The 19,751-nt window shown below is 48.7% G+C and carries 20 protein-coding genes and 1 tRNA gene; 4 read left to right on the forward strand and 17 right to left on the reverse strand.

Annotated elements, in window-relative coordinates:
- The first annotated feature begins 272 nt into the window (after window positions 1-272).
- The gene (gene gdhA, locus BLS58_RS05695) at window positions 273-1,661 is read left to right on the forward strand and encodes an NADP-specific glutamate dehydrogenase (protein WP_245723074.1); all 1,389 of its coding nucleotides are present in this window, start codon (window positions 273-275) and stop codon (window positions 1,659-1,661) included.
- Between the two features lie 73 nt (window positions 1,662-1,734).
- Here the strand turns inward: gdhA and BLS58_RS18330 are convergent, their stop codons facing one another.
- Window positions 1,735-1,929 (reverse strand): DJ-1/PfpI family protein, encoded by a 195-nt coding sequence (locus BLS58_RS18330; RefSeq protein ID WP_425433669.1) that lies wholly within the window; start codon window positions 1,927-1,929, stop codon window positions 1,735-1,737.
- 45 nt (window positions 1,930-1,974) lie between these two features.
- Between BLS58_RS18330 and BLS58_RS05705 the strand changes: the two genes are divergently transcribed.
- Window positions 1,975-2,051, forward strand: a tRNA-Arg gene (locus BLS58_RS05705).
- 120 nt (window positions 2,052-2,171) lie between these two features.
- Here the strand turns inward: BLS58_RS05705 and BLS58_RS05710 are convergent.
- From BLS58_RS05710 to BLS58_RS05740, 7 genes are all read right to left on the reverse strand, one after another.
- Window positions 2,172-2,675 (reverse strand): metallophosphoesterase, encoded by a 504-nt coding sequence (locus BLS58_RS05710; protein ID WP_245723075.1) that lies wholly within the window; start codon window positions 2,673-2,675, stop codon window positions 2,172-2,174.
- An 18-nt stretch (window positions 2,676-2,693) separates the two neighbouring features.
- Complete coding sequence (locus BLS58_RS05715; protein ID WP_090396879.1) at window positions 2,694-3,281, reverse strand: XTP/dITP diphosphatase; 588 nt, start codon at window positions 3,279-3,281, stop codon at window positions 2,694-2,696.
- On the reverse strand, window positions 3,278-4,045 hold the full coding sequence (rph, locus tag BLS58_RS05720; RefSeq protein WP_090396881.1) for a ribonuclease PH: 768 nt from the start codon (window positions 4,043-4,045) through the stop codon (window positions 3,278-3,280). The genes BLS58_RS05715 and rph overlap by 4 nt, the downstream gene beginning before the upstream one ends.
- A 110-nt stretch (window positions 4,046-4,155) precedes the next feature.
- The gene (locus BLS58_RS05725) at window positions 4,156-5,214 is read right to left on the reverse strand and encodes a GerMN domain-containing protein (RefSeq protein WP_090396883.1); all 1,059 of its coding nucleotides are present in this window, start codon (window positions 5,212-5,214) and stop codon (window positions 4,156-4,158) included.
- A gap of 88 nt (window positions 5,215-5,302) precedes the next feature.
- Entirely contained in the window at window positions 5,303-5,740 is a 438-nt protein-coding gene (locus BLS58_RS05730; protein ID WP_090396887.1) for a MarR family winged helix-turn-helix transcriptional regulator, read from the reverse strand.
- Between the two features lie 310 nt (window positions 5,741-6,050).
- Entirely contained in the window at window positions 6,051-7,763 is a 1,713-nt protein-coding gene (ptsP, locus tag BLS58_RS05735) for a phosphoenolpyruvate--protein phosphotransferase (RefSeq protein ID WP_090396889.1), read from the reverse strand.
- Entirely contained in the window at window positions 7,763-8,026 is a 264-nt protein-coding gene (locus tag BLS58_RS05740; RefSeq protein WP_090396892.1) for a phosphocarrier protein HPr, read from the reverse strand. Before BLS58_RS05740 ends, ptsP begins: the two co-directional genes overlap by 1 nt.
- A gap of 261 nt (window positions 8,027-8,287) precedes the next feature.
- On the opposite strand from BLS58_RS05740, the gene BLS58_RS05745 reads away from it, so the two are divergent.
- A complete protein-coding gene (locus tag BLS58_RS05745; protein WP_042359623.1) occupies window positions 8,288-8,512 on the forward strand; it encodes a helix-turn-helix domain-containing protein in 225 nt (74 codons plus the stop codon).
- A 126-nt stretch (window positions 8,513-8,638) separates the two neighbouring features.
- Here the strand turns inward: BLS58_RS05745 and sdhB are convergent, their stop codons facing one another.
- The 3 genes from sdhB to BLS58_RS05760 are packed head-to-tail and all read right to left on the reverse strand — an operon-like array spanning window position 8,639 to window position 11,821.
- Complete coding sequence (gene sdhB / locus BLS58_RS05750) at window positions 8,639-9,397, reverse strand: succinate dehydrogenase iron-sulfur subunit (protein ID WP_090396894.1); 759 nt, start codon at window positions 9,395-9,397, stop codon at window positions 8,639-8,641.
- Entirely contained in the window at window positions 9,394-11,175 is a 1,782-nt protein-coding gene (gene sdhA, locus BLS58_RS05755) for a succinate dehydrogenase flavoprotein subunit (RefSeq protein WP_090396896.1), read from the reverse strand. The genes sdhB and sdhA overlap by 4 nt, the downstream gene beginning before the upstream one ends.
- 13 nt (window positions 11,176-11,188) lie before the next feature.
- Window positions 11,189-11,821 (reverse strand): succinate dehydrogenase cytochrome b558 subunit, encoded by a 633-nt coding sequence (locus BLS58_RS05760; protein WP_090396898.1) that lies wholly within the window; start codon window positions 11,819-11,821, stop codon window positions 11,189-11,191.
- 437 nt (window positions 11,822-12,258) lie between these two features.
- Here BLS58_RS05760 and BLS58_RS05765 point away from each other — a divergent pair, with 437 nt between their 5' ends.
- Window positions 12,259-12,669, forward strand: a complete 411-nt coding sequence (locus BLS58_RS05765; protein ID WP_176764632.1) for a DUF2507 domain-containing protein — start codon at window positions 12,259-12,261, stop codon at window positions 12,667-12,669.
- A gap of 5 nt (window positions 12,670-12,674) precedes the next feature.
- Here the strand turns inward: BLS58_RS05765 and uvrC are convergent, their stop codons facing one another.
- The 6 genes from uvrC to BLS58_RS05800 form a co-directional block, all read right to left on the reverse strand.
- Window positions 12,675-14,450, reverse strand: coding sequence for an excinuclease ABC subunit UvrC (gene uvrC / locus BLS58_RS05770; RefSeq protein WP_090396901.1), 1,776 nt, complete (start codon window positions 14,448-14,450; stop codon window positions 12,675-12,677).
- 594 nt (window positions 14,451-15,044) lie between these two features.
- Window positions 15,045-15,359, reverse strand: coding sequence for a thioredoxin (gene trxA / locus BLS58_RS05780; RefSeq protein WP_090396904.1), 315 nt, complete (start codon window positions 15,357-15,359; stop codon window positions 15,045-15,047).
- Window positions 15,360-15,480: 121 nt separating this feature from the next.
- Window positions 15,481-16,458, reverse strand: a complete 978-nt coding sequence (locus tag BLS58_RS05785) for an electron transfer flavoprotein subunit alpha/FixB family protein (protein ID WP_090396906.1) — start codon at window positions 16,456-16,458, stop codon at window positions 15,481-15,483.
- Between the two features lie 11 nt (window positions 16,459-16,469).
- On the reverse strand, window positions 16,470-17,243 hold the full coding sequence (locus tag BLS58_RS05790; protein WP_090396908.1) for an electron transfer flavoprotein subunit beta/FixA family protein: 774 nt from the start codon (window positions 17,241-17,243) through the stop codon (window positions 16,470-16,472).
- Between the two features lie 33 nt (window positions 17,244-17,276).
- Window positions 17,277-17,876: a fatty acid metabolism transcriptional regulator FadR gene (locus BLS58_RS05795; RefSeq protein ID WP_090396910.1), complete on the reverse strand. Its 600-nt coding sequence runs from the start codon at window positions 17,874-17,876 to the stop codon at window positions 17,277-17,279.
- 99 nt (window positions 17,877-17,975) lie between these two features.
- Window positions 17,976-19,688, reverse strand: coding sequence for a long-chain-fatty-acid--CoA ligase (locus BLS58_RS05800; RefSeq protein ID WP_090396912.1), 1,713 nt, complete (start codon window positions 19,686-19,688; stop codon window positions 17,976-17,978).
- Between the last annotated feature and the right edge of the window lie 63 nt (window positions 19,689-19,751).

Consider the following 19,751-nt stretch of genomic DNA (forward strand, 5'->3'; position numbering starts at 1 on the left):
CGATAAGCCAAGTTTTCTTTACTGTTGTTCGTGTGCAGTGGGCAACTGTATCTCCACAAGCGACAAAAATTATGTATTATTTATCTTACGCCGATTATGTATTAAGGTCAACCGTTTTTTTAAGATTGTATAACTTTTTTATTCGCATTTTAAAATAAGTCTCGGTAAATGACTAAACAAACCCGCGCTGATATGATAAGATGTTACAATATTAGGAGAGTACAGAGCCGTGGCAAATGACTATGTTAAAAGAATACTTTACAGAAGGGAGCATACAGGGGTTGACTTTAGAAACGACAAACCATCATACAGAGGAAACGGCCAAACAACATGTTAAAAATGTTTATGAGAAGGTTTGCGCCCGTGATCCTCACGAAGAAGAATTCCATCAAGCTGTCAAAGAAATTTTGGACTCGTTGGTTCCGGTGCTTGCCGCTCACCCTGAGTATATGAAGCAGGGGATTGTTGAGCGAGTCGTCGAACCGGAGCGTCTGATTTCATTTCGGGTGCCCTGGATAGACGACGACGGTGAGGTTCAAGTGAACCGGGGGTACCGTGTCCAGTTTAATAGTGCTATTGGTCCTTATAAAGGCGGTCTACGCTTTCACCCTTCTGTAAACTCGGGTATCATTAAATTTCTGGGGTTTGAACAAATTTTCAAAAATTCTCTCACCGGCCAACCGATCGGAGGCGGCAAAGGGGGAGCCGATTTTGATCCGAAGGGCAAGTCCGATGTGGAAATTATGCGCTTCTCGCAAAGCTTTATGAACGAACTGAACCAGCATATCGGACCTGACGTTGATGTCCCTGCCGGAGATATCGGCGTAGGCCCCCGTGAGATCGGTTATATGTTTGGTCAATACAAGAAAATGCAAGGCGGTTTTGAAGCGGGGACACTTACAGGAAAAGGGATGGAGTACGGAGGCAGCCTCGTCCGTAAAGAAGCTACAGGCTACGGGACGGTCTACTTCGTCGAAGAAATGCTTAAGGCGCAAGGCCTCAGCTTTAAAGATTGCACTGTGACCGTATCCGGGTCGGGAAACGTGTCCATTTACGCGATCGAAAAAGCGACGGCACTAGGAGCAAAAGTCGTCACATGCAGTGATTCAAATGGGTATATATATGATGAGAATGGCATTGACGTCGAAACCGTCAAACGTATCAAAGAAGTGGAAAGAGGACAGATTGAAGCGTATGTGGAGGAGCATCCACACGCAACATTCATCGATTCCCAGGAAGACATTTGGTCGGTGTCATGCGATATCGCCTTGCCATGTGCCACACAGCATGAAATTGATGAAACGGCCGCCGATCAATTAGTGAAAAATGGGGTTAAGGCCGTCGGTGAAGGGGCAAATATGCCGACGACGCTGGAAGCGGTCGACATCTTTTTGGACAATGAGGTGCAATTTGCTCCAGGGAAAGCCGCCAACGCCGGTGGTGTAGCTGTTTCTTCCCTTGAAATGGCGCAAAATAATATGGGACTAACGTGGTCATATGAAGAAGTTGAAGAACGGCTCCACGAGATTATGAAAACCATCTATGCCAATTGTGCAGATGCCGCAAAAACATATGGATATGCCGGCAATCTCGTGATCGGCGCCAACATTTCCGGCTTCATGAAAGTCGCCGATGCCATGATCGCGCAGGGTGTGGTTTAACGCAGACATTTAAACATTGAATTATGGCCGATGCGACGATCGCATCGGCCATTTTGCATGAAAAATAAAGAAATTATTTTTCCAAAAGCTTTAGAGATTCGCGATTGAATGCAGGAAGATCATCAGGTGTTCTGCTTGTTACGAGGTTCTCATCTACGATAACCTCTTCATCTTTTACAGTTGCTCCGGGCAAATCCACTGGATGATGGATGGAAACTTTGAGTTGCCTGACTTTTGACGAAATCGAGAGAAAGAGAGAAAAAGCCATTGACTCCTCTTTCACAATTCGCTACTATAGATGTTGTGTCATGATGTCCCAGTAGCTCAGCTGGATAGAGCAACAGCCTTCTAAGCTGTAGGCCGCAGGTTCGAGTCCTGCCTGGGACGCCATATATACATAAACGCTGGTGTACGAAGCTGCGAGACTTCATGCGCGCCTTTCTACGAGACGGCTTACCTCTGTGGAAAGGCGCGCATTTTTGTTGCGTCTTTCTTTCTCATTTTCGCTTGCTAAAATGAGAGTGACTTCATCTCCTCGCCGCTTTCTTTTTCGTAAAAACGTACGGCCTGGACCTCGCCATTTTCGACCGTTATGATGGCATAGGTCGCTTCCCGCGGTTTTTTTGGCAAAGTCAAGCTGCCGGGATTAACATAGATGATTCCGTCTTTTTCGTAAGCCCCTGCGAAATGGGAATGGCCGTGTAAAACGAGCTGGACGCCTTTGTCTACGGCTGTTTGTTGTAATAATTGATTGCTGTTTTTGACTTGATACAAATGCCCGTGGGTCATCCAGATGTTTATGCCAGCGATTTTCGGCTCTTCGTGTTCGGGGAAAGTCCCTCTTAAATCGGTATTGCCACTGACAACATATACGGATTGCAATAACGGATCATCGCTTGCCAGCTCCGAATCTCCACAGTGAAAAATCGCCTGAACGTCTTGTTCATGGCGCTCCCGAAGCATTTTCAATCCATCACGATCTCCATGTGTATCACTTACGACTAGCCATTGCATCAATTCATTCACGCTCCTCTAGTCAAATCCCAATTCTAGTTTCATTTTGTGCAAAGCTTCACTTCGATGGCTGATTTTATTTTTTTGCGCCGATGAAAGTTCGGCCAGCGTTTTCTCCAAATGGGGGATATACATGAGTGGATCATAGCCGAAACCATTCGTTCCTCTTGGCTTCGATGCGATTTTCCCTTCACATCTCCCTGTCACCTGTATAGACGTTCCTTTCGCGTCCATATACACGAGTGCGCAAATAAATCGGGCCGTTCGTTCCTGCCAAGGCACCCTCTCGAGCATTTGCAACAGCTTATCATTATTTTGCTGATCATCTTTGTCCTCGCCTGCGAATCGGGCTGAATATATTCCGGGTGCGCCATCGAGGGCATCGACGGCTAAACCGGAATCATCGGCGAGGGCGGGAAGGCCTGTGTATTCGGCGACAAATTCCGCCTTTATGCGGGCATTTTCAGCAAATGTCTCCCCTGTTTCCGCGATCGCCGGGCAGTCAGGATAATCGCGCAAGGAACGAACGGTTACCGTTCCTGCCAATAATGTTTCCAGTTCTTTTCTTTTGCCTTCGTTTGTCGTCGCGAGTACGATGATGTTCATGCGTGCTCGCCTCCCCCTGCCGATTTGGGGAGTGTACCCCCGCTTGTTTCCAGTACGTTTTTCTGAATCCCGATGAGTTGCTGAATGCCTTTTTCTGCCAAAATAAGCATCTCATCCAGTTGTCCCCGTGAAAACGTCGCTTCTTCACCGGTCCCCTGAATTTCCACGAATTGTCCGGCGTTCGTCATGACTACATTCAAGTCAACAGCCGCTGCCGCATCCTCCTCGTAACATAAATCAAGCATGACGCCTCCCTCGTTATCGATCCCAACGGATACAGCCGCCAAATAATCAACGATCGGAAAGGTCGGGAGGTCGACTTTCTGAGCCAACCGCGAAAATGCCATCGTACTGGCCACAAACGCCCCGGTGATGGCCGCCGTCCGTGTCCCCCCGTCAGCCTGGATCACGTCACAATCGACCCAAATCGTACGCTCTCCGAATGAATGCAAATCGATCACGGCCCGCAACGCGCGGCCGATCAACCGTTGAATTTCCATCGTTCGCCCGGACACTTTTCCTTTTGATGATTCCCGTATATTACGCTCCGCAGTCGCGCGCGGCAGCATCGCGTATTCCGCTGTCACCCATCCTTTGCCCTGGCCGCGTAGAAACGGGGGCACACGCTCCTCGATGCTTGCGGAACATATCACCTTTGTATCTCCGACCTGGATTAAGACCGAACCTTCGGGGTGCTTTAAATAATCCGTTTCGATCACTGTTTCGCGAAGCTCTTCTTTCTTGTCTCTGTCATCCGCGCGCATATGTATTTCCTCCTCGGCTGTTTAGATGTATATCAGAAAAAAGGCAGCATCGCAAACGTGCCACCTTTTCCCTCAAAGTATAGCATTTTTAAAGTCGCCTTGCATTGTGACTAAAACTTCCCTTGATTTAACATCGGAGGGCGTGAAACCGGTTCGGAAAAAGACTCCCCATCCACTTGTTCCAGTTCGGATTCGCCCTGCACATGATAATCGACCTCTTCAACGCCATCGATCTCCGTCAAGGAAAGCGTGAGCATCGTCAGTGCCTCTTCGGCTACGGCCGTTCCGTCATTTTCCGCCAACAAGGCTTCGTTGAAGTTAACCGTTAAAACCCCGTCTTCCAACTCGGGTTCGTCGAGCAACTCCACGTTTTGTCGCAATGCCGAGACTAAGTTTGTATCCATATTCGGGCCATCCAATAACGCTTCCACGACGGCCACCGCTTCATTTTCCTCGCCGTCGATCCGTCTCGTGACAGGAACATAATATTCATCATCTTCCTTAACACTGACAAAATAAATCGTTGCCCCTTCGCTGGAAGTCATATCCGCGGGTCCCTGGCCTTCAAGGTTAATGCCGAGCGCTTCAGCTGTCCCGTCCCCGACAGGCGTATCCGCTTGCGGGAGCGTTTCCTGTGTATGGCCATTGATCTGAATTTCTACTTGTTCAATCTCATCGAACTGCGTTAAGGTCCACGTAACCGCTTGTAATATTGAGTCTTCCTGTTCTGCAGGGTAGTCTTCAAACTCAGGAGAAAAGTCGACGACAGCCGTTCCGTCACTCGTTATATCGATGCCCTGAACTTCCGTGTCCGGCGGAAGCACCGCCTGCAAACCACTTGGCAATTGATTGGTTATAGGACCATCTACGACGAGGTGTTCCAGCGATTGTTTGAGGACTTCAGACTCATTTGAAAACTGAAACGTTCGGGGGACAACAAGACCTTCGTCGTCAAGCAAATAAAGCTCGCGCTCGATGCCTTCCCCTTCCTCTTCCCCTATGCCTTCTTCGGTTTCATCGCCGTCCTCCGGAGCTTCTTCTGTTTCGGCCGTTTCTTCGCCTCCACTCGTTGCCTCCTCTTGCTCCGGTTCATCATCACCTGAACTGCAGCCCACAGCGACCAGCAAGGTCAACACTAATACAGAAGACCCCTTCCATATTTTTCTCACACTCTTCCCTCCCTAGAAAGCTTATCTATAGAGAGTATACGAGCCTCTACCCTAAAATAGACCAGCCTTCTGCGAAGAAGAATGATGATCATTGTTCTTTTTCCATCTCTTCATGCAAAGTGGCAAGCATTTGTTGTAACTGATCGGTGTGTTTTTCGGAGAAATTGTCTAAAATGTCATTTAAATATTCCTGGCGCTTTTGAATGACTTCACGAATGATATCCTCACCGCGGCTTAATATATGAACACTCACAACTCTTCGGTCCCGTTGATCTTTCACCCGTTCCACGAGCCCATTTTTCTCCAGTCGGTCCACGAGATCCGTCGTTGTGCTGAAGGCCAGATACATGGTCGATGAAAGCTCACCGATGGTCAGGTCACCTTTTTCCTGTAAATATTGCAGGGCAATAAATTGCGGCAGAGTAATGGGAAAATGGTTTAAGATCTCACGGCCCTGCTGCTTTATTGTATATGATATTCGCCGAAGTGATTTTTCGATATCCTCCACCCGCGTCAGTTCCGTCATGTCATCTCCCCTTAATACCGTGCGACTTTGCTTTTATTTTCACCGTTTTTCCGTGGAATTGCAAGACAAAAAGGCGGGCCGTGTCCATGGGATCGCCAGCGCACCTGAAAAAATGTTACCTACTAATATGGGGGTCGAAGTAGCGTCCAGCGTCCGTGAAAATGGGGATATCTGCTAAATCAAGGGACACGAGAGCGGGCCATGCCCCTTATAATGGGCGTATCTACCAACTCGAGGGACGCGCGAGTAACCAGCGCCCTGTAAAAGGTAATAACTTCCATTTAGCAGGACGCGAGATGGATATATCACATCATACATGTTCATGCACGATTTTTTCTACTTCATCTGCCGTTCCGCACGTTAAAGCGCGCTCAGCCAATTCCCGTGCCACGGTTACATTTAATGTTGCCAGCTGGCTTCTTGCCGGCAAAATGGAGGAAGCACTCATGCTGAATTCATCCAGACCCAAACCTAATAATAAGGGGATAGCCGTTGTCTCTCCTGCCATTTCTCCGCACATGCCTGTCCATTTTCCTTCAGCATGGGAGGCGTCAATCACATTTTTGATCAATTGCAACACAGCGGGATGATACGGCTGGTATAAGTGGGCGACACGCTCGCTCATTCGATCAGCGGCTAATGTGTATTGCACCAAATCATTCGTACCGATGCTAAAGAAATCGACTTCCTTTGCAAACTGCGTGGCGGCGACGGCTGTTGACGGAATTTCCACCATAATACCGACTTCAACCGCTTCACCCACGGCAGCCCCTTCTTCGTGTAACCGTGACTTCTCCTCCTGTAAAAGCGCTTTGGCCGAACGTAATTCCTCCAAAGTAGCGACCATCGGAAACATGATTTTTAAATTTCCATAGTTGCTGGCACGAAGGAGGGCGCGTAACTGTGTCCGAAACATCTCTGTGTTTTCCAGGCATAGCCTGAGTGCCCGAAAGCCGAGGAATGGATTGAGCTCTTCCGGTAGATCGAGATAGGGAAGCTCCTTGTCTCCGCCAATATCAAGCGTACGGATGACCACGGGAGCTCCGTTCATTTTTTCAACGACCGAGCGATACGCTTCAAACTGCTCATCTTCTTCTGGAAGGCTGTCTCGGCCCATATAAAGAAACTCCGTCCGGTAGAGACCAATCCCTTCCGCTCCGTTCTCGAGTACGCCTTTCATGTCGTTCGGCGTTCCAATATTGGCGGCAAGCTCTACACGCTGTCCGTCCGCGCTTATCGACGGCTCGCCCACCAGCTTTTTCTGTGCTTCTTTCTTCGCTTCATGTTCTCGTTGCCGCTCGCGATACGTATCCATCGTGGCTTCATCAGGGTCGATAACCAACTCCCCGGTGCCGCCGTCCACGATCAATAAATCTCCGCTCTGCACACGTGAGGTCATGTCCTTCGTCCCCACGACAGCCGGAATTTCAAGTGAGCGGGCCATAATCGCCGAATGCGAGGTTCTCCCGCCGATATTCGTCACGAATCCGAGCGTATACTGCCGATCGAGTTGGGCTGTATCCGACGGCGTTAAATCGTGGGACAGAATGATCACCTCTTCGTCGGTCGCGGTCAGGCTTGTATTTTCCACTCCGGCAAGGTGCATAAGAATACGCTGGGAAACGTCTTTAATATCCGCTGCCCGTTCGCGCATATACTCGTTATCCATGTTTTCAAACATATCTATGTACATGGAAGAAACTTCATGTAGCGCATATGAGGCAGTGATATGCTCGTCTTTCACTTTCGTCTCTACGGCACCGAGCATTTCCGGGTCTTCGAGGACGAGTAAATGGGCGGAAAATATTTCTGCATTCTCTTCCCCTTGCTGTTCCAACGTCTTTGCCCTAATCGCTTCCAGTTCTTTGCCAGCGTTGGCGACCGCTGCCTGAAAGTTTTCGAGTTCATCTTCAGCGTTGGCCACGGTCTCTTTTTGAATATCAAGCTCCGGTTGTTCGAGAAGAAATGCCTTGCCGATGGCAACGCCATCGGAAGCGGCGATCCCCTGTATATGCTCCGCCATTATTCACCCAGCTCCTCTTGAATCTGATTCGTGATCGCTTCCATGGCTTCTTTTTCGTCATTGCCGTCTGCGGTAATAATGACCTCTCCGCCTTTGCCGACCCCGAGAGACATGACCCCCATAATGGATTTAAGGTTCACCGACTTTCCCCTGGATTCTATGTTGATTTCGGAAGAGAATTGCCCGGCCTTATTGACGAGCTGTGTTGCCGGTCGCGCGTGCAACCCTGTTTCGGCCGTAATCGTAAATGTTTTTTGTTCCATGTATGTCGACTCCTTTATATTTTATTTTATATCTTCCAACCTGCATATCTACACATTTTATTATACATGACTCGCCAAAACAAGGCGAATGCTGGTTGCTGCCGTCACCTCATCTTACTAGTCGTCCGCCGCTTTTCTTTCAAGTACTCACCGACGTCTTTTCTCGCACATACGATATGGTGACTAAATACTTTCTTCATTAGCGTCCAAAATTTAGACGGACACGCGACGAAGGTGGCCTGGATAGAAAGGGTGACACGATTGAAGGACTTGGAACGTGGTCCGCGCTCTCTTTTGACAAAAAGGGAAAAGGAAGTCTTTGACCTCCTGGTGCAGGACAAAACGACGAAGGAAATCGCCGGACAGCTTTACATTAGCGAAAAAACAGTCCGAAATCATATCTCGAATGCCATGCAGAAACTAGGCGTTAAAGGTCGTTCACAAGCCGTCATTGAATTGATACGTCTTGGCGAAATCCAAATCTAATGAACTCCGGCTTTCGGGTTGAAGGCCGGTTTTTCGTTAAAGAAAACCCGGCTTATCGCCAAGCAAGGCGAAAGCCTTAGCTAATAAATCCGGATGCCCAGTCATACATGGACATCCGGATATTTTTTACTGTCCACCACCGAAAAAGTTTTTAAAGGCCTGCAACGTTTGATCACGGTTTAATGCTGCGATCGACGTCGTGAGCGGGATCCCTTTGGGACAAGATTCCACACAGTTTTGTGAGTTTCCGCAGGCTTGCAAGCCGCCTTCACCCATCAATGCATTTAAGCGCTCAGGTTTATTCATTTCTCCTGTAGGGTGAGCATTGAACAGACGAACCTGGGACACGGCTGCGGGGCCGATAAATTCAGAATTGCTGTTGACGTTTGGACAAACTTCCAGACAAACTCCGCACGACATGCATTTCTGTAATTCGTAAGCCCATTGGCGGCGATTCTCCGGGATTCGCGGTCCCGGACCGAGATCATAAGTGCCGTCGATGGGAATCCACGCTTTCACTTTCTTCAGGGAGTCGAACATACGGCTACGATCGACAATCAGATCCCGGACGACCGGGAATGTTTTCATCGGCTCCAGGTGGATCGGTTGCTCGAAGTCATCGATCAGGGCTGTACAGGATTGTTGAGGCCAGCCATTAATGATCATGGAACAGGCGCCACACACTTCCTCCAGACAGTTCATATCCCAGACGACGGGCTTGGACTCTTTTCCATCAACCGTGACCGGATTGCGCCGAATTTCCATCAACGCCGTAATCACATTCATGTTCGGTCGATAGGCGACCTCGAAGTGTTCTTTATAGGACTCATCTTCAGGGCTGTCTTGACGTGTGATAACCAGTTGAATCGTTTGTTGATCGCTCATGATTTTCCAGCTCCTTGCTCCGCTGTCGTTTTATTCTTGGAGTAATCACGTTTTTTCGGGGTAATCAAGGATGTGTCCACGTCTTCATATTCAATCACCGGCGCTTTTTTCACCGGATCGTATTTAGCTTTTGTCGTTTTCAGGAAATCTTCATCATTTCGATCGGGGTATTCGGGCTTATAATGCGCCCCGCGACTTTCGTTGCGGTGATAAGCACCGAGAGTGATGACCCGCGAAAGGTCCAGCATCCCTTTCAGCTGACGGGCAAACGGCGCCGCCTGGTTACTCCAGCGCGCGGTGTCATGCATGTTGATATTCTCCCATCTTTCCAGAAGCTCCTGCAGCTTCTCATCCGTTTTCAGGAGATTTTCGTTATCACGCACAACGGTTACATTATCGGTCATCCATTGCCCGAGTTCATTATGAAGGTCATAGACGTTTTCATCGCCGTCTTTATTCAAAATCGCTTCGTACTCTTCGTTGACCTTTTTCTCCTCGTTTTCAAACAGCGAAGATGAAAGGTCTTCGGCGGACTTCTCCAGCCCCTGGATATATTCTACGGCTTTAGGTCCGGCGACCATTCCGCCAAATATCGCTGATAAAAGGGAATTGGCACCGAGACGGTTGGCCCCGTGTTGGGAAAAGTCGCATTCACCCGCTGCGAACAGGCCGGGGATATTGGTCATTTGGTCGTAGTCAACCCACAAACCGCCCATGGAATAATGAACAGCCGGGAAAATTTTCATCGGCACTTTCCGAGGGTCATCGCCCATAAATTTCTCGTATATCTCCATAATCCCGCCGAGTTTCACGTCAAGTTCATGAGGATCTTTATGGGAAAGGTCCAGATACACCATATTTTCGCCGTTAATGCCGAGTTTCTGCTCCACGCAGACGTCGAAAATTTCCCGTGATGCGATGTCCCGAGGGACAAGATTCCCATATGCGGGATACTTTTCTTCCAGGAAGTACCATGGCTTGTTATCTTTATACGTCCAGACGCGGCCGCCTTCCCCGCGGGCGGATTCACTCATGAGGCGTAATTTATCGTCACCGGGAATCGCGGTCGGGTGAATTTGGATAAACTCGCCATTGGCATAGTAAACCCCTTGCTCATACAACTTGGCGGCGGCAAAGCCTGTGTTGATCATGGAGTTCGTGGATTTGCCAAAAATAATCCCCGGGCCGCCCGTCGCTATGATCACCGCATCCGCCCGGAAACTTTGCGTTTCCATGGAGGTCAAGTTTTGACCGGTAATCCCTCGGCAGCGGCCATCATCGTCGATGACAGCTGAAGTGAACTCCCAGTCTTCATACTTCTGCACCATGCCATTGACTTCCTGCCGACGGACCTGTTCGTCGAGCGCATAGAGCAACTGCTGCCCGGTCGTCGCACCCGCATAAGCCGTACGGTGATACTGGGTTCCCCCAAATCGACGGAAATCGAGCAAACCTTCCGGACTGCGATTAAACATGACCCCCATGCGGTCGAGCAAATGGATAATGCTCGGCGCGGCATCGGTCATCGCTTTCACGGGAGGTTGATTGGCAAGGTAATCTCCCCCGTACAGCGTATCGTCAAAGTGCTCCCAGGGCGAGTCACCTTCCCCTTTCGTATTTACGGCGCCGTTTATGCCGCCCTGAGCACAGACGGAGTGCGACCGTTTCACCGGTACCAGTGAAAACAAGTCTACCTTCACCCCTGCCTCCGCGGCTTTAATCGTTGCCATTAAACCGGCGAGACCGCCGCCGACAACAATGATTCTTTCATTACTCACAAAAACCCACTCCTTACATTTGTGCTAAACCAGGGTCGATAAACGCCAAGATAGCCCGCACGCCCATGAATGATAAGACGAGAAACACACCGATACTGACGTACGTCATGATTTGCTGGGAACGGGGCGATACCGTAAGGCCCCATGTAACCGCAAACGACCAAAGTCCGTTCGAAAAATGGAAGGTAGCGGCGAGGACTCCCGCGATATAAAAGACGAGCATAAACGGATGGCTTAAAATATCCGCCATCATATCATAGTTGACCTCTTCTCTGCCCAGCGCCTCCTGGATTCTTGTCTCCCACACGTGCCAACTGATGAAAATGAGCAGGAATATCCCGCTGATCCGTTGCAGTAAAAACATCACATTACGGAAGAATCCGTAGCGGCGAGTGTTGTTCTTACCGGTAAACGTAATGTAAATGCCGTAAATCGCATGATAAAGAAGCGGTAAAAAAATCACAAAAACTTCTAAAGCATATCGAAATGGTAAACTGGCCATAAAATCCGCGGCTGCATTAAATGAACTGGCCCCGTAAGCCGCAAAATGATTGACGAACAAATGTTGAAGCAGAAAGGCCCCGACCGGGATCACGCCCAGCAACGAATGCAATCTTCGATTCATAAACTCCTGATTCTGAGGCATCGATAAGGCTCCCCTCTAGTGTGCTTGTCTTAAAGAAAACTTGGCTTATCGCCAAGCATGGCGAAAGCCTTAGTTGCACTTATGCAGGATAAGAAAGTTATACTTTCTTATCTTAGATATCTTTACTTTTAGTTTACAGCTCCTACCCGTCTCTATTTTCTTAAAAAACCTCCTTTTGACATTGAACAAACACGGCGCTATTACCCATTGCCCCGTGGATCTTCCCCTCGCTCATAAGGAGGGAGCGTATGGCCGAATATGTAATCTCCACGAAGATTCCTTTACTTTCACGTGAATGTTCATCATTCCGACAATTTTATTGTACTCGTGCCTACCCCTATCGTCAAGAAACCAAAACCACCAAGAAATTTCCCGATTTCCTATAGTCTTCTTTATCAGTAGCGCTTATAATAGAAAAAGAAAGTGGGGAGGTTCGTTTGTCACAAACAGATCGAAAATATAGTGATTATGGATACGAATTACTTAGAGAAACGTTATTGCCGGAACTACTTAATGACGAACATGATGACATTATGTACTGGGGCGGAAAATTACTGGCACGTAAAAAGTCCCTCACAGATATCGAAGAGATCCCCGCGTTTTTCGAACGCGCGGGATGGGGAGCCCTTCAAATGCAAAAAGCGGGCAAAAGACAATACGTTTATACGTTGCAGCTCAAGAACGGTGAAAAAAAGCCGCATTTTTCCAGACACCTGGAAGCAGGGTTTTTGGCCGGGCAGTTCGAATTACTTTACGAAACAACGGCGGAAACCCTGCTGGAAAAGAAACGCGGGGAAATGAGACTCCATGTGCACCTTGACTCTATACCATCAGCAGCGATTAAATAGAGCGTCTATTCGTCCTTAAGCTTTTCCATGACGGCTTCAGCCACGTGTTCGGGTATAGATGCCTGTCTGAAATCCTCCATCGTCGCTTCCTTCATCTTTTTCATGGAACCGAAATGGCTTAACAATTTTCGTTTTCGTTTTTCACCGATCCCGGGAACATCATCGAGCACAGAGCTGAAGGCACTCTTTCCACGTGTTTGCCGGTGAAAGGTAACGGCAAAGCGATGGACTTCGTCCTGGATTCTTTGCAACAGATAAAACGCGTGGCTATCCCTTGCGAGTTGCACATGCTCCGCACGTTCACCGATAAAGAGTTGTGACGTTTTATGCTTATCGTCTTTTGCCATCCCGGCAACGGGCAACGGCAAATTCAGTTCATCCTGCAAAACACTGATCGCAGCCGATAACTGCCCTTTCCCGCCGTCGACGAGAACCAAATCCGGAAGAGGCGCCTCTTCCCGTAACAGGCGCAAGTAGCGGCGGCGGATCACTTCTTTCATGGACGCATAGTCATCAGGACCCTGGACGTCCTTGACGCGATACTTGCGGTAATCCTTTTTATATGGTTTCCCGTCCACGAATACAACCATGGCCGCGACCGGATGAGTGCCCTGGGTATTCGAGTTGTCGAAAGCTTCGATCCGGTAGGGAGGGTCAATGTCAAGGGATTCACCGAGCCTTTCCACGGCCTGTACCGTTCGCTCCTGATCGCGTTCGATTAAGTCAAATCGTTCCTTAAGGGCAGCTTCCGCGTTTTGCGTGGCGAGATTCAACAGTTCTTTTTTCTGCCCGCGTTTCGGTTCCAACACTTTAATCCCGAGCATTTCCCGCATATAAGAAGCCGATTCATTCGGAGGGACGATGATTTCTTTCGGCTTGATATGGGTATCCTCCCAATAAAATTGCCCGACAAATGTCAGGAAATCCTCTTCCGGACTTTGGTAAAAGGGAAAAACCGATACATCCCGTTCGATCAGCTTTCCTTGCCGAATGAAAAAGACTTGCACACACATCCAGCCCTTATCGTAGGCATAGGCGAAAACATCCCGGTTCGTGCCGTCAGTCGCCATCATCTTCTGCTTTTGCATGACCGCATCAATGTGCTGAATTTGGTCCCGGAGCTCCTTGGCCCGTTCAAAATTGAGTTCCTCGGAGGCAGCCTGCATTTTTTCTTCAAGGTCGGCGCGCACTTCATGATGGCCGTTATTTAAAAAGCTTTGAATCTCGTTGACTATTGCTTCATTTCTCTCCTGGGAGACCGGAAATTCACAGGGGGCCATACACTGGCCGATGTGGTAATACAGACAGACCCGATCGGGGAGCGTGCGGCATTTGCGAAGCGGGTACAGGCGATCGAGCAGTTTTTTCGTCTCATTCGCCGCGGAGGCATTGGGATACGGGCCGAAATAGCGGCCGCCGTCTTTTTTGACCTGGCGCGTCTTAATGAGGCGAGGATGTTCTTCGTTCGTAATTTTCAAGTACGGGTACGATTTATCGTCTTTCAGGAGCACATTATATTTGGGCTCGTATTTCTTGATCAAATTCATTTCCAGTATTAACGCTTCGATGTTGGAGGAGGTAATGATGTATTCGAAATCGGCGATCTGGGCTACAAGCGTCTGTGTCTTCGTATCGTGACTGCCGGTAAAATAGGAGCGTACCCGATTGCGAAGCGTTTCCGCCTTGCCGACATAAATGACGACGTCATTTTTATCTTTCATTAAATAACAACCCGCTTTTTTCGGCAGCACATCACTTTTTTCTTTTAATGATTGGATCACGCGTCACCTCCAAAGTAAAGAAAACTTGGCTTATCGCCAAGCCGTTAAGGCGATAAGCCCTAGTTGCACTTATGCCAAGATAAAGTCAAAGTCCAACAATTTATTAAAAGAAATAACGTTCGTCTTTCCACTCTGTGAACCCGCAAGTGGAAGTATTGCCTCTTCGAGAGGGATCAGAAGCGCAATGTAATCCCTCTGACGGTGATCGCATTACCCCGAGAGGTACAAGAAGCGCATTGTAATCCCTCAAACGGCGTTCGCACTGCCCCGAAAGGTACAAGAAGCGCATTGTAATCCCTCAAACGGCGTTCGCACTGCCCCGAGAGGTACAAGAAACGCAATGTAATCCCTCTGACGGTGATCGCACTACCCCGAGAGGTACACGAAGCGCATTGTAATTTCAAGAAACTCCTCAAACGGAGGGAATTGCTATTTTCCGTGTCTACACTTCCGGACATAAGTGATTATATTGACTTTGACGATGCCCTTGCACTTATGAAGGATAAGAAAGTGGTTTATACTTTCTTACCCGCTGAAAAAAAGCCTGATGTTTCACCAGGCTTTTTTCTCGTATGGTCATTTTGATGACCATGACTACATATGCTTTTCCAGCAGTTCAACAAGCGCTTCTTTGGGCTGGAAGCCAACCACTTGCTCCACTTGTTCGCCGTCCTTGAACAGCATCAATGTCGGGATGCTCATCACGCCGTATTGACCTGCTGTTTCTTTATTTTCATCGACGTCCACTTTGGCAATGGTTATTTTATCGCCCATCTCGCTATCTATTTCCTCGAGCACAGGGGCGACCATTTTGCAGGGACCGCACCATGTCGCCCAGAAATCAGCGAGTACGACGCCTTCGGATGTTTCTTGTGCAAAATCCTGATCCGTTACATTTTTTATAGCCATCTTTTTTTGTCCCCTTTCATTTGTATCTTGTCACAAATGCATTATAGCATTCACCGAATATGGTGGCTAATAATTTGCTCGCTATATGAGAAGAGACAGCGAACGGCTGTCTCTTCTCATATTATGCTTCAGCTTTTACTTTTTTAAACTCTTCGGTGAGCAAGGGGACGATTTCAAAAAGATCCCCTGTCAGGCTGTAGTCGGCGATATCAAAGATCGGGGCTTCCGCGTCTTTATTGATCGCGACGATACATTTGGAGTTCGACATCCCGGCCAGGTGCTGGATCGCTCCGGAAATGCCAACGGCAATATAGAGATCAGGAGTCACCACTTTTCCGGTTTGCCCGATCTGCAGGGAATATTCGCAGTATTCGGCGTCACTGGCCCCGCGCGAAGCGCCGACAGCGCCGCCAAGGACGTCGGCGAGTTCGTATAATGGTTCAAAGCCTTCCGCGCTTTTCACTCCGCGCCCCCCGGCAACAATCACGCTTGCTTCCGACAGGTCTACGCCGCCGCTCGTCTTCTTGATGACGTCTTTAATCACCGTACGAAGATCCTTGATCTCCACCGCAACTTCACTCGTCTCTCCTGTCCGGCTGCTGTCCGCCTCCAAAGGCGGGATGTTATTCGGTCTAAACGTCGCGAAGATCGGACTGCCGGGAACGTTTTTCTTTTCAAAGGCTTTTCCGGAATAAATCGGGCGGGTGAAGACGACTTCATCACCGTCTACTTCCAGTTCCACGACATCGGAAACGAGGCCGCTGTCCAGCTTCGTCGCGATCCTCGGCGCTACGTCTTTGCCGGGCGACGTGTGCGGGAAGAGCAATGCATCCGGCGATTCTGCTTCGATCACTTGCTCGATCGCCTGTTTGTACGCGTCGGTCGTATAATTTTGCAAGTCTTCATGTTCGGCGAGAATGACGCGGTCGGCACCGTGATGAATGAGCGTCTCGCTAAAGGCGCTTACATCATCGCCACATAACAGGGCAACGACTTCATTGTCCCCGACGACCTTGCGACCGGCGGCAATGACTTCGAAACTGACATTTCTTAATTCCCCTTCGCTAACTTCCGCTAATACTAATGCCTTTTCAGCCATGGTTTCCTCCTTTATATCACTTTAGCTTCATTTCTGAGCAAGTTGACGAGTTCTTCCACTTGTTCTGCCGGTTCGCCTTCCAGTTTCTTGCCGGCTTCTTTTTCCGGTGGCAAAAAGCGATCGACCGTTTTTGTTTTCGCTTCCAAATCATCTTCATCGAGGTCAAGATCATCGAGGTCAAGCGTATCCAACGGTTTCTTCTTCGCTTTCATAATACCCGGCAATGACGGGTAACGAGGTTCGTTCAATCCTTGCTGGCACGTGACGAGTAACGGCAGTTCCGCTTCGACGATTTCCTGGTCTCCTTCGATATCCCGTTCGATGGTTGCTGTTGTACCTTCAATATCCAGTTTTGTGATCGTCGTCAATTGATTGATGCCGAGCTTTTCCGCCAAGCGGGGAGCTGTTTGGCCCGCGCCGTCATCAACAGCCACATTTCCGCCGAGGATAATATCGTACGCCTTATCCTGGAAATAAGCTCCGAGCATCTCTGAAATCGTATAGTGATCCATTTCGCCGTCAAGGTCTTCGGTGTCTAGCAACACGGCTTTGTCAGCCCCCATCGCCAGGGCTGTGCGCAGTTCTTTTTCAGCTTCTTCATCCCCGACTGTGACGACGGTAACTTCACCGCCATGGGTTTCCTTGAGGACGATGGCTTCTTCGATGGCATATTCATCATAAGGATTAATGACAAATTCTGCCCCTTCTTCATCGATGACGCCATCGTTGATTTCGACTTTTTCCTCTGTGTCAAAGGTTCTTTTCATAACGACATAGATATTCATCTGTTCCTCTCCTCCTCGCACTTTTTAGTGAAATTATGAACCATCATCTTTAAAAGCAGCAAGCAACATATTGAATGTCGGGTTTGAAAGCGTACGCAAATCATATTTTCGGTCTTTCATCACCCAGTTGGTCACCATTTCATCCAGCGTCCCAAAGAGCATTTGCCGTCCGAGTTTTTCATCCAGATGGGGACTGAAAATCCCTTCTTCCTTTCCTGTTTCAATCACATCTTCCATCAAGTGCACATACATTTTCAGGACTTCGTTGATTTGCAGCCGCAAATCACGAGCTGACTGGCGCATTTCCAGTTGCATGACAACGCTTAAATCCGGTTGCGCCGAAAATTGTGTAAAATGCATATCCACAATCTGCTGAAGTTTCTCTTCCGCGTTGGCGCATGTTGTCATCCGCTTTTCAATCGCTGAAATAAATGCCCCCATCTTCATGCGAAATAAAGACACGAGAATATCTTCTTTATTCTTAAAATAGAGATAGATCGTGCCATCAGCGACACCCGCCTCCTTGGCAATTTTGGAAACCTGGGCGTAATGATACCCATTGCGGGCAATGACGCGAACGGCGGCGTCGATAATCAATTGATACTTTTGCGAGTTTTTCTTATCTAGGGCCATTATGGCTTCTCCTTATACATACATCTTCAGCATCATTGTGAATGATTCTTCATTCATTCTACTTAAATCAAATTCAACTGTCAACTCGAAGGACCGGCATTATCCCGACGCCTTCCCCGTGTTTCCATGCTCGCTTTTTTCCGCTTCCTCTTCTGCCAATACACGTCTTAATACTTTCCCGACCATGGTTTTCGGCAATTCCTCTCTTCTCTCAAACAAGCGGGGAATTTTATAGGCAGCCAACTTAGTCCGGCAAAACGTTTCCAGCTCGTTATCACTAAGCTCTTGCCCTTCCTTGCAAACGACAAAGGCTTTTACCGTCTCGCCACGATATGGATCGGGCACGCCGATGACCGCCGCTTCAAGAATCGCCTCGTGCTCGTAGAGGACTTCTTCCACTTCCCGCGGATAAACGTTGAATCCGCCGGCGATGATCATGTCTTTTTTACGGTCAACGATATAGAAAAATCCTTCTTCATCCCGATACCCCATATCGCCGGTTTTAAACCACTCACCGCTGAAAACCGCGTTCGTTTCTTCTTCCTTGTTCCAGTATCCTTGCATGACTTGCGGCCCACGAACGGCAATCTCGCCGACTTCACCGCTGTCCACAAGTGATCCGTCCTCCTGATTCAATACGGCCATCTCTGTGTCCGGCCACGGCAAACCAATGCTTCCGAGTTTACCACCTTCCCAGATGGGATTGGCGGCGGCCACCGGTGACGTTTCGGTCAATCCATAGCCTTCGACCAGCTTGCCTCCGGTTTTCCTTTCAAATGAATGTTGCACTTCCTGCGGCAGAGGGGCTGCCCCGCTCAAACATGCCTTGATCGAAGTCAGGTCGTGCTTTTCGATATCCTCATGGTTCGTCAACGCGATGTACATCGTCGGCGCGCCCGGGAACATCGTAATTTTTTTCTTTTCGATCGTTTTCAATACTTGCTTGGGGTCGAATCTCGGGACAATCACCAATTCAGCGACGTGCATGACGCCCAGGTTCATCGCCGTTGTCATCCCGTACACATGGAAAAACGGAAGGGCGGCTAGAATACGTTCCCGGCCTTTCTCTGTCTTATACATCCACTGCACACATTGCTCGGTATTAACGACGAGGTTATAGTGCGTGAGCATGACGCCCTTGGGAGCGCCCGTCGTTCCGCCTGTGTATTGTATTAACGCCAAATCTTTCCTTGGATCAATCGCTACCTCTTCGCGTTGTTTACTCGCTTTGGTGACGGATTCTTTCCAATTATGTGTCGTTCGATCATAATTGACTTCAATTTTCATGCCCATGTCTTTCTTTTGTTTCAAAGGGTAAAGCTTGTTTTTAGGGAAGGGTAAAAAATCTTTAATACTGGTCACGAGTACATGCTCAAGGTTGGTATGATCACGAATCTTTTGCACCCGGGGATAGCCCATGTCCAGACAGACGAGCACTTTCGCGCCTGAGTCCACGAGATGCTGCTCTATTTCCCTTTCCACGAACAGGGGATTCATCTGCACGACGATCCCGCCCGCAAACAGCGTTCCGTAATAGCTGATCACCGCTTGCGGTGTGTTCGCAAGCATCACTGCCACGCGGTCGCCTTTTTCCACGCCCAGCGATTTGAGCACATTCGCAAACTGAACAGCGTACTCATACACCTCCTGATAGGTCAAGTCTTTGCCCATGTAGTGAATGGCCGTTTTCTGCGGATATTCTTCAGCAGCCCTTAGCAGAAAATGCTGCAATGGCTCTTCGGAATACGAATAGGAAGGTAAAACTTCCGCGGGGTAGTTTTGCAGCCAAGTATGGCTTTCTTTAGTTGCCAAGAAAAATCGCCTCCTCCTGATGTTTGTAATTCTTCCCTCCTTCTATCATAATGGAAACGCTGT

It is taken from the genome of Natribacillus halophilus (assembly GCF_900100185.1).
Taxonomy (GTDB): domain Bacteria; phylum Bacillota; class Bacilli; order Bacillales; family Marinococcaceae; genus Natribacillus; species Natribacillus halophilus.

Excerpts from the sequence above, each read along its gene's own strand:
- BLS58_RS18330 (WP_425433669.1), bottom strand. The coding sequence starts at position 1,929 with ATGGCTTTTTCTCTCTTTCTCTCGATTTCGTCAAAAGTCAGGCAACTC.
- BLS58_RS05710 (WP_245723075.1), bottom strand. The coding sequence starts at position 2,675 with ATGCAATGGCTAGTCGTAAGTGATACACATGGAGATCGTGATGGATTG.
- BLS58_RS05715 (WP_090396879.1), bottom strand. The coding sequence starts at position 3,281 with ATGAACATCATCGTACTCGCGACGACAAACGAAGGCAAAAGAAAAGAA.
- rph (WP_090396881.1), bottom strand. The coding sequence starts at position 4,045 with ATGCGCGCGGATGACAGAGACAAGAAAGAAGAGCTTCGCGAAACAGTG.
- BLS58_RS05730 (WP_090396887.1), bottom strand. The coding sequence starts at position 5,740 with ATGACGGAACTGACGCGGGTGGAGGATATCGAAAAATCACTTCGGCGA.
- ptsP (WP_090396889.1), bottom strand. The coding sequence starts at position 7,763 with ATGGCGGAGCATATACAGGGGATCGCCGCTTCCGATGGCGTTGCCATC.
- BLS58_RS05740 (WP_090396892.1), bottom strand. The coding sequence starts at position 8,026 with ATGGAACAAAAAACATTTACGATTACGGCCGAAACAGGGTTGCACGCG.
- sdhB (WP_090396894.1), bottom strand. The coding sequence starts at position 9,397 with ATGAGCGATCAACAAACGATTCAACTGGTTATCACACGTCAAGACAGC.
- BLS58_RS05760 (WP_090396898.1), bottom strand. The coding sequence starts at position 11,821 with ATGCCTCAGAATCAGGAGTTTATGAATCGAAGATTGCATTCGTTGCTG.
- trxA (WP_090396904.1), bottom strand. The coding sequence starts at position 15,359 with ATGGCTATAAAAAATGTAACGGATCAGGATTTTGCACAAGAAACATCC.
- BLS58_RS05785 (WP_090396906.1), bottom strand. The coding sequence starts at position 16,458 with ATGGCTGAAAAGGCATTAGTATTAGCGGAAGTTAGCGAAGGGGAATTA.
- BLS58_RS05790 (WP_090396908.1), bottom strand. The coding sequence starts at position 17,243 with ATGAATATCTATGTCGTTATGAAAAGAACCTTTGACACAGAGGAAAAA.
- BLS58_RS05795 (WP_090396910.1), bottom strand. The coding sequence starts at position 17,876 with ATGGCCCTAGATAAGAAAAACTCGCAAAAGTATCAATTGATTATCGAC.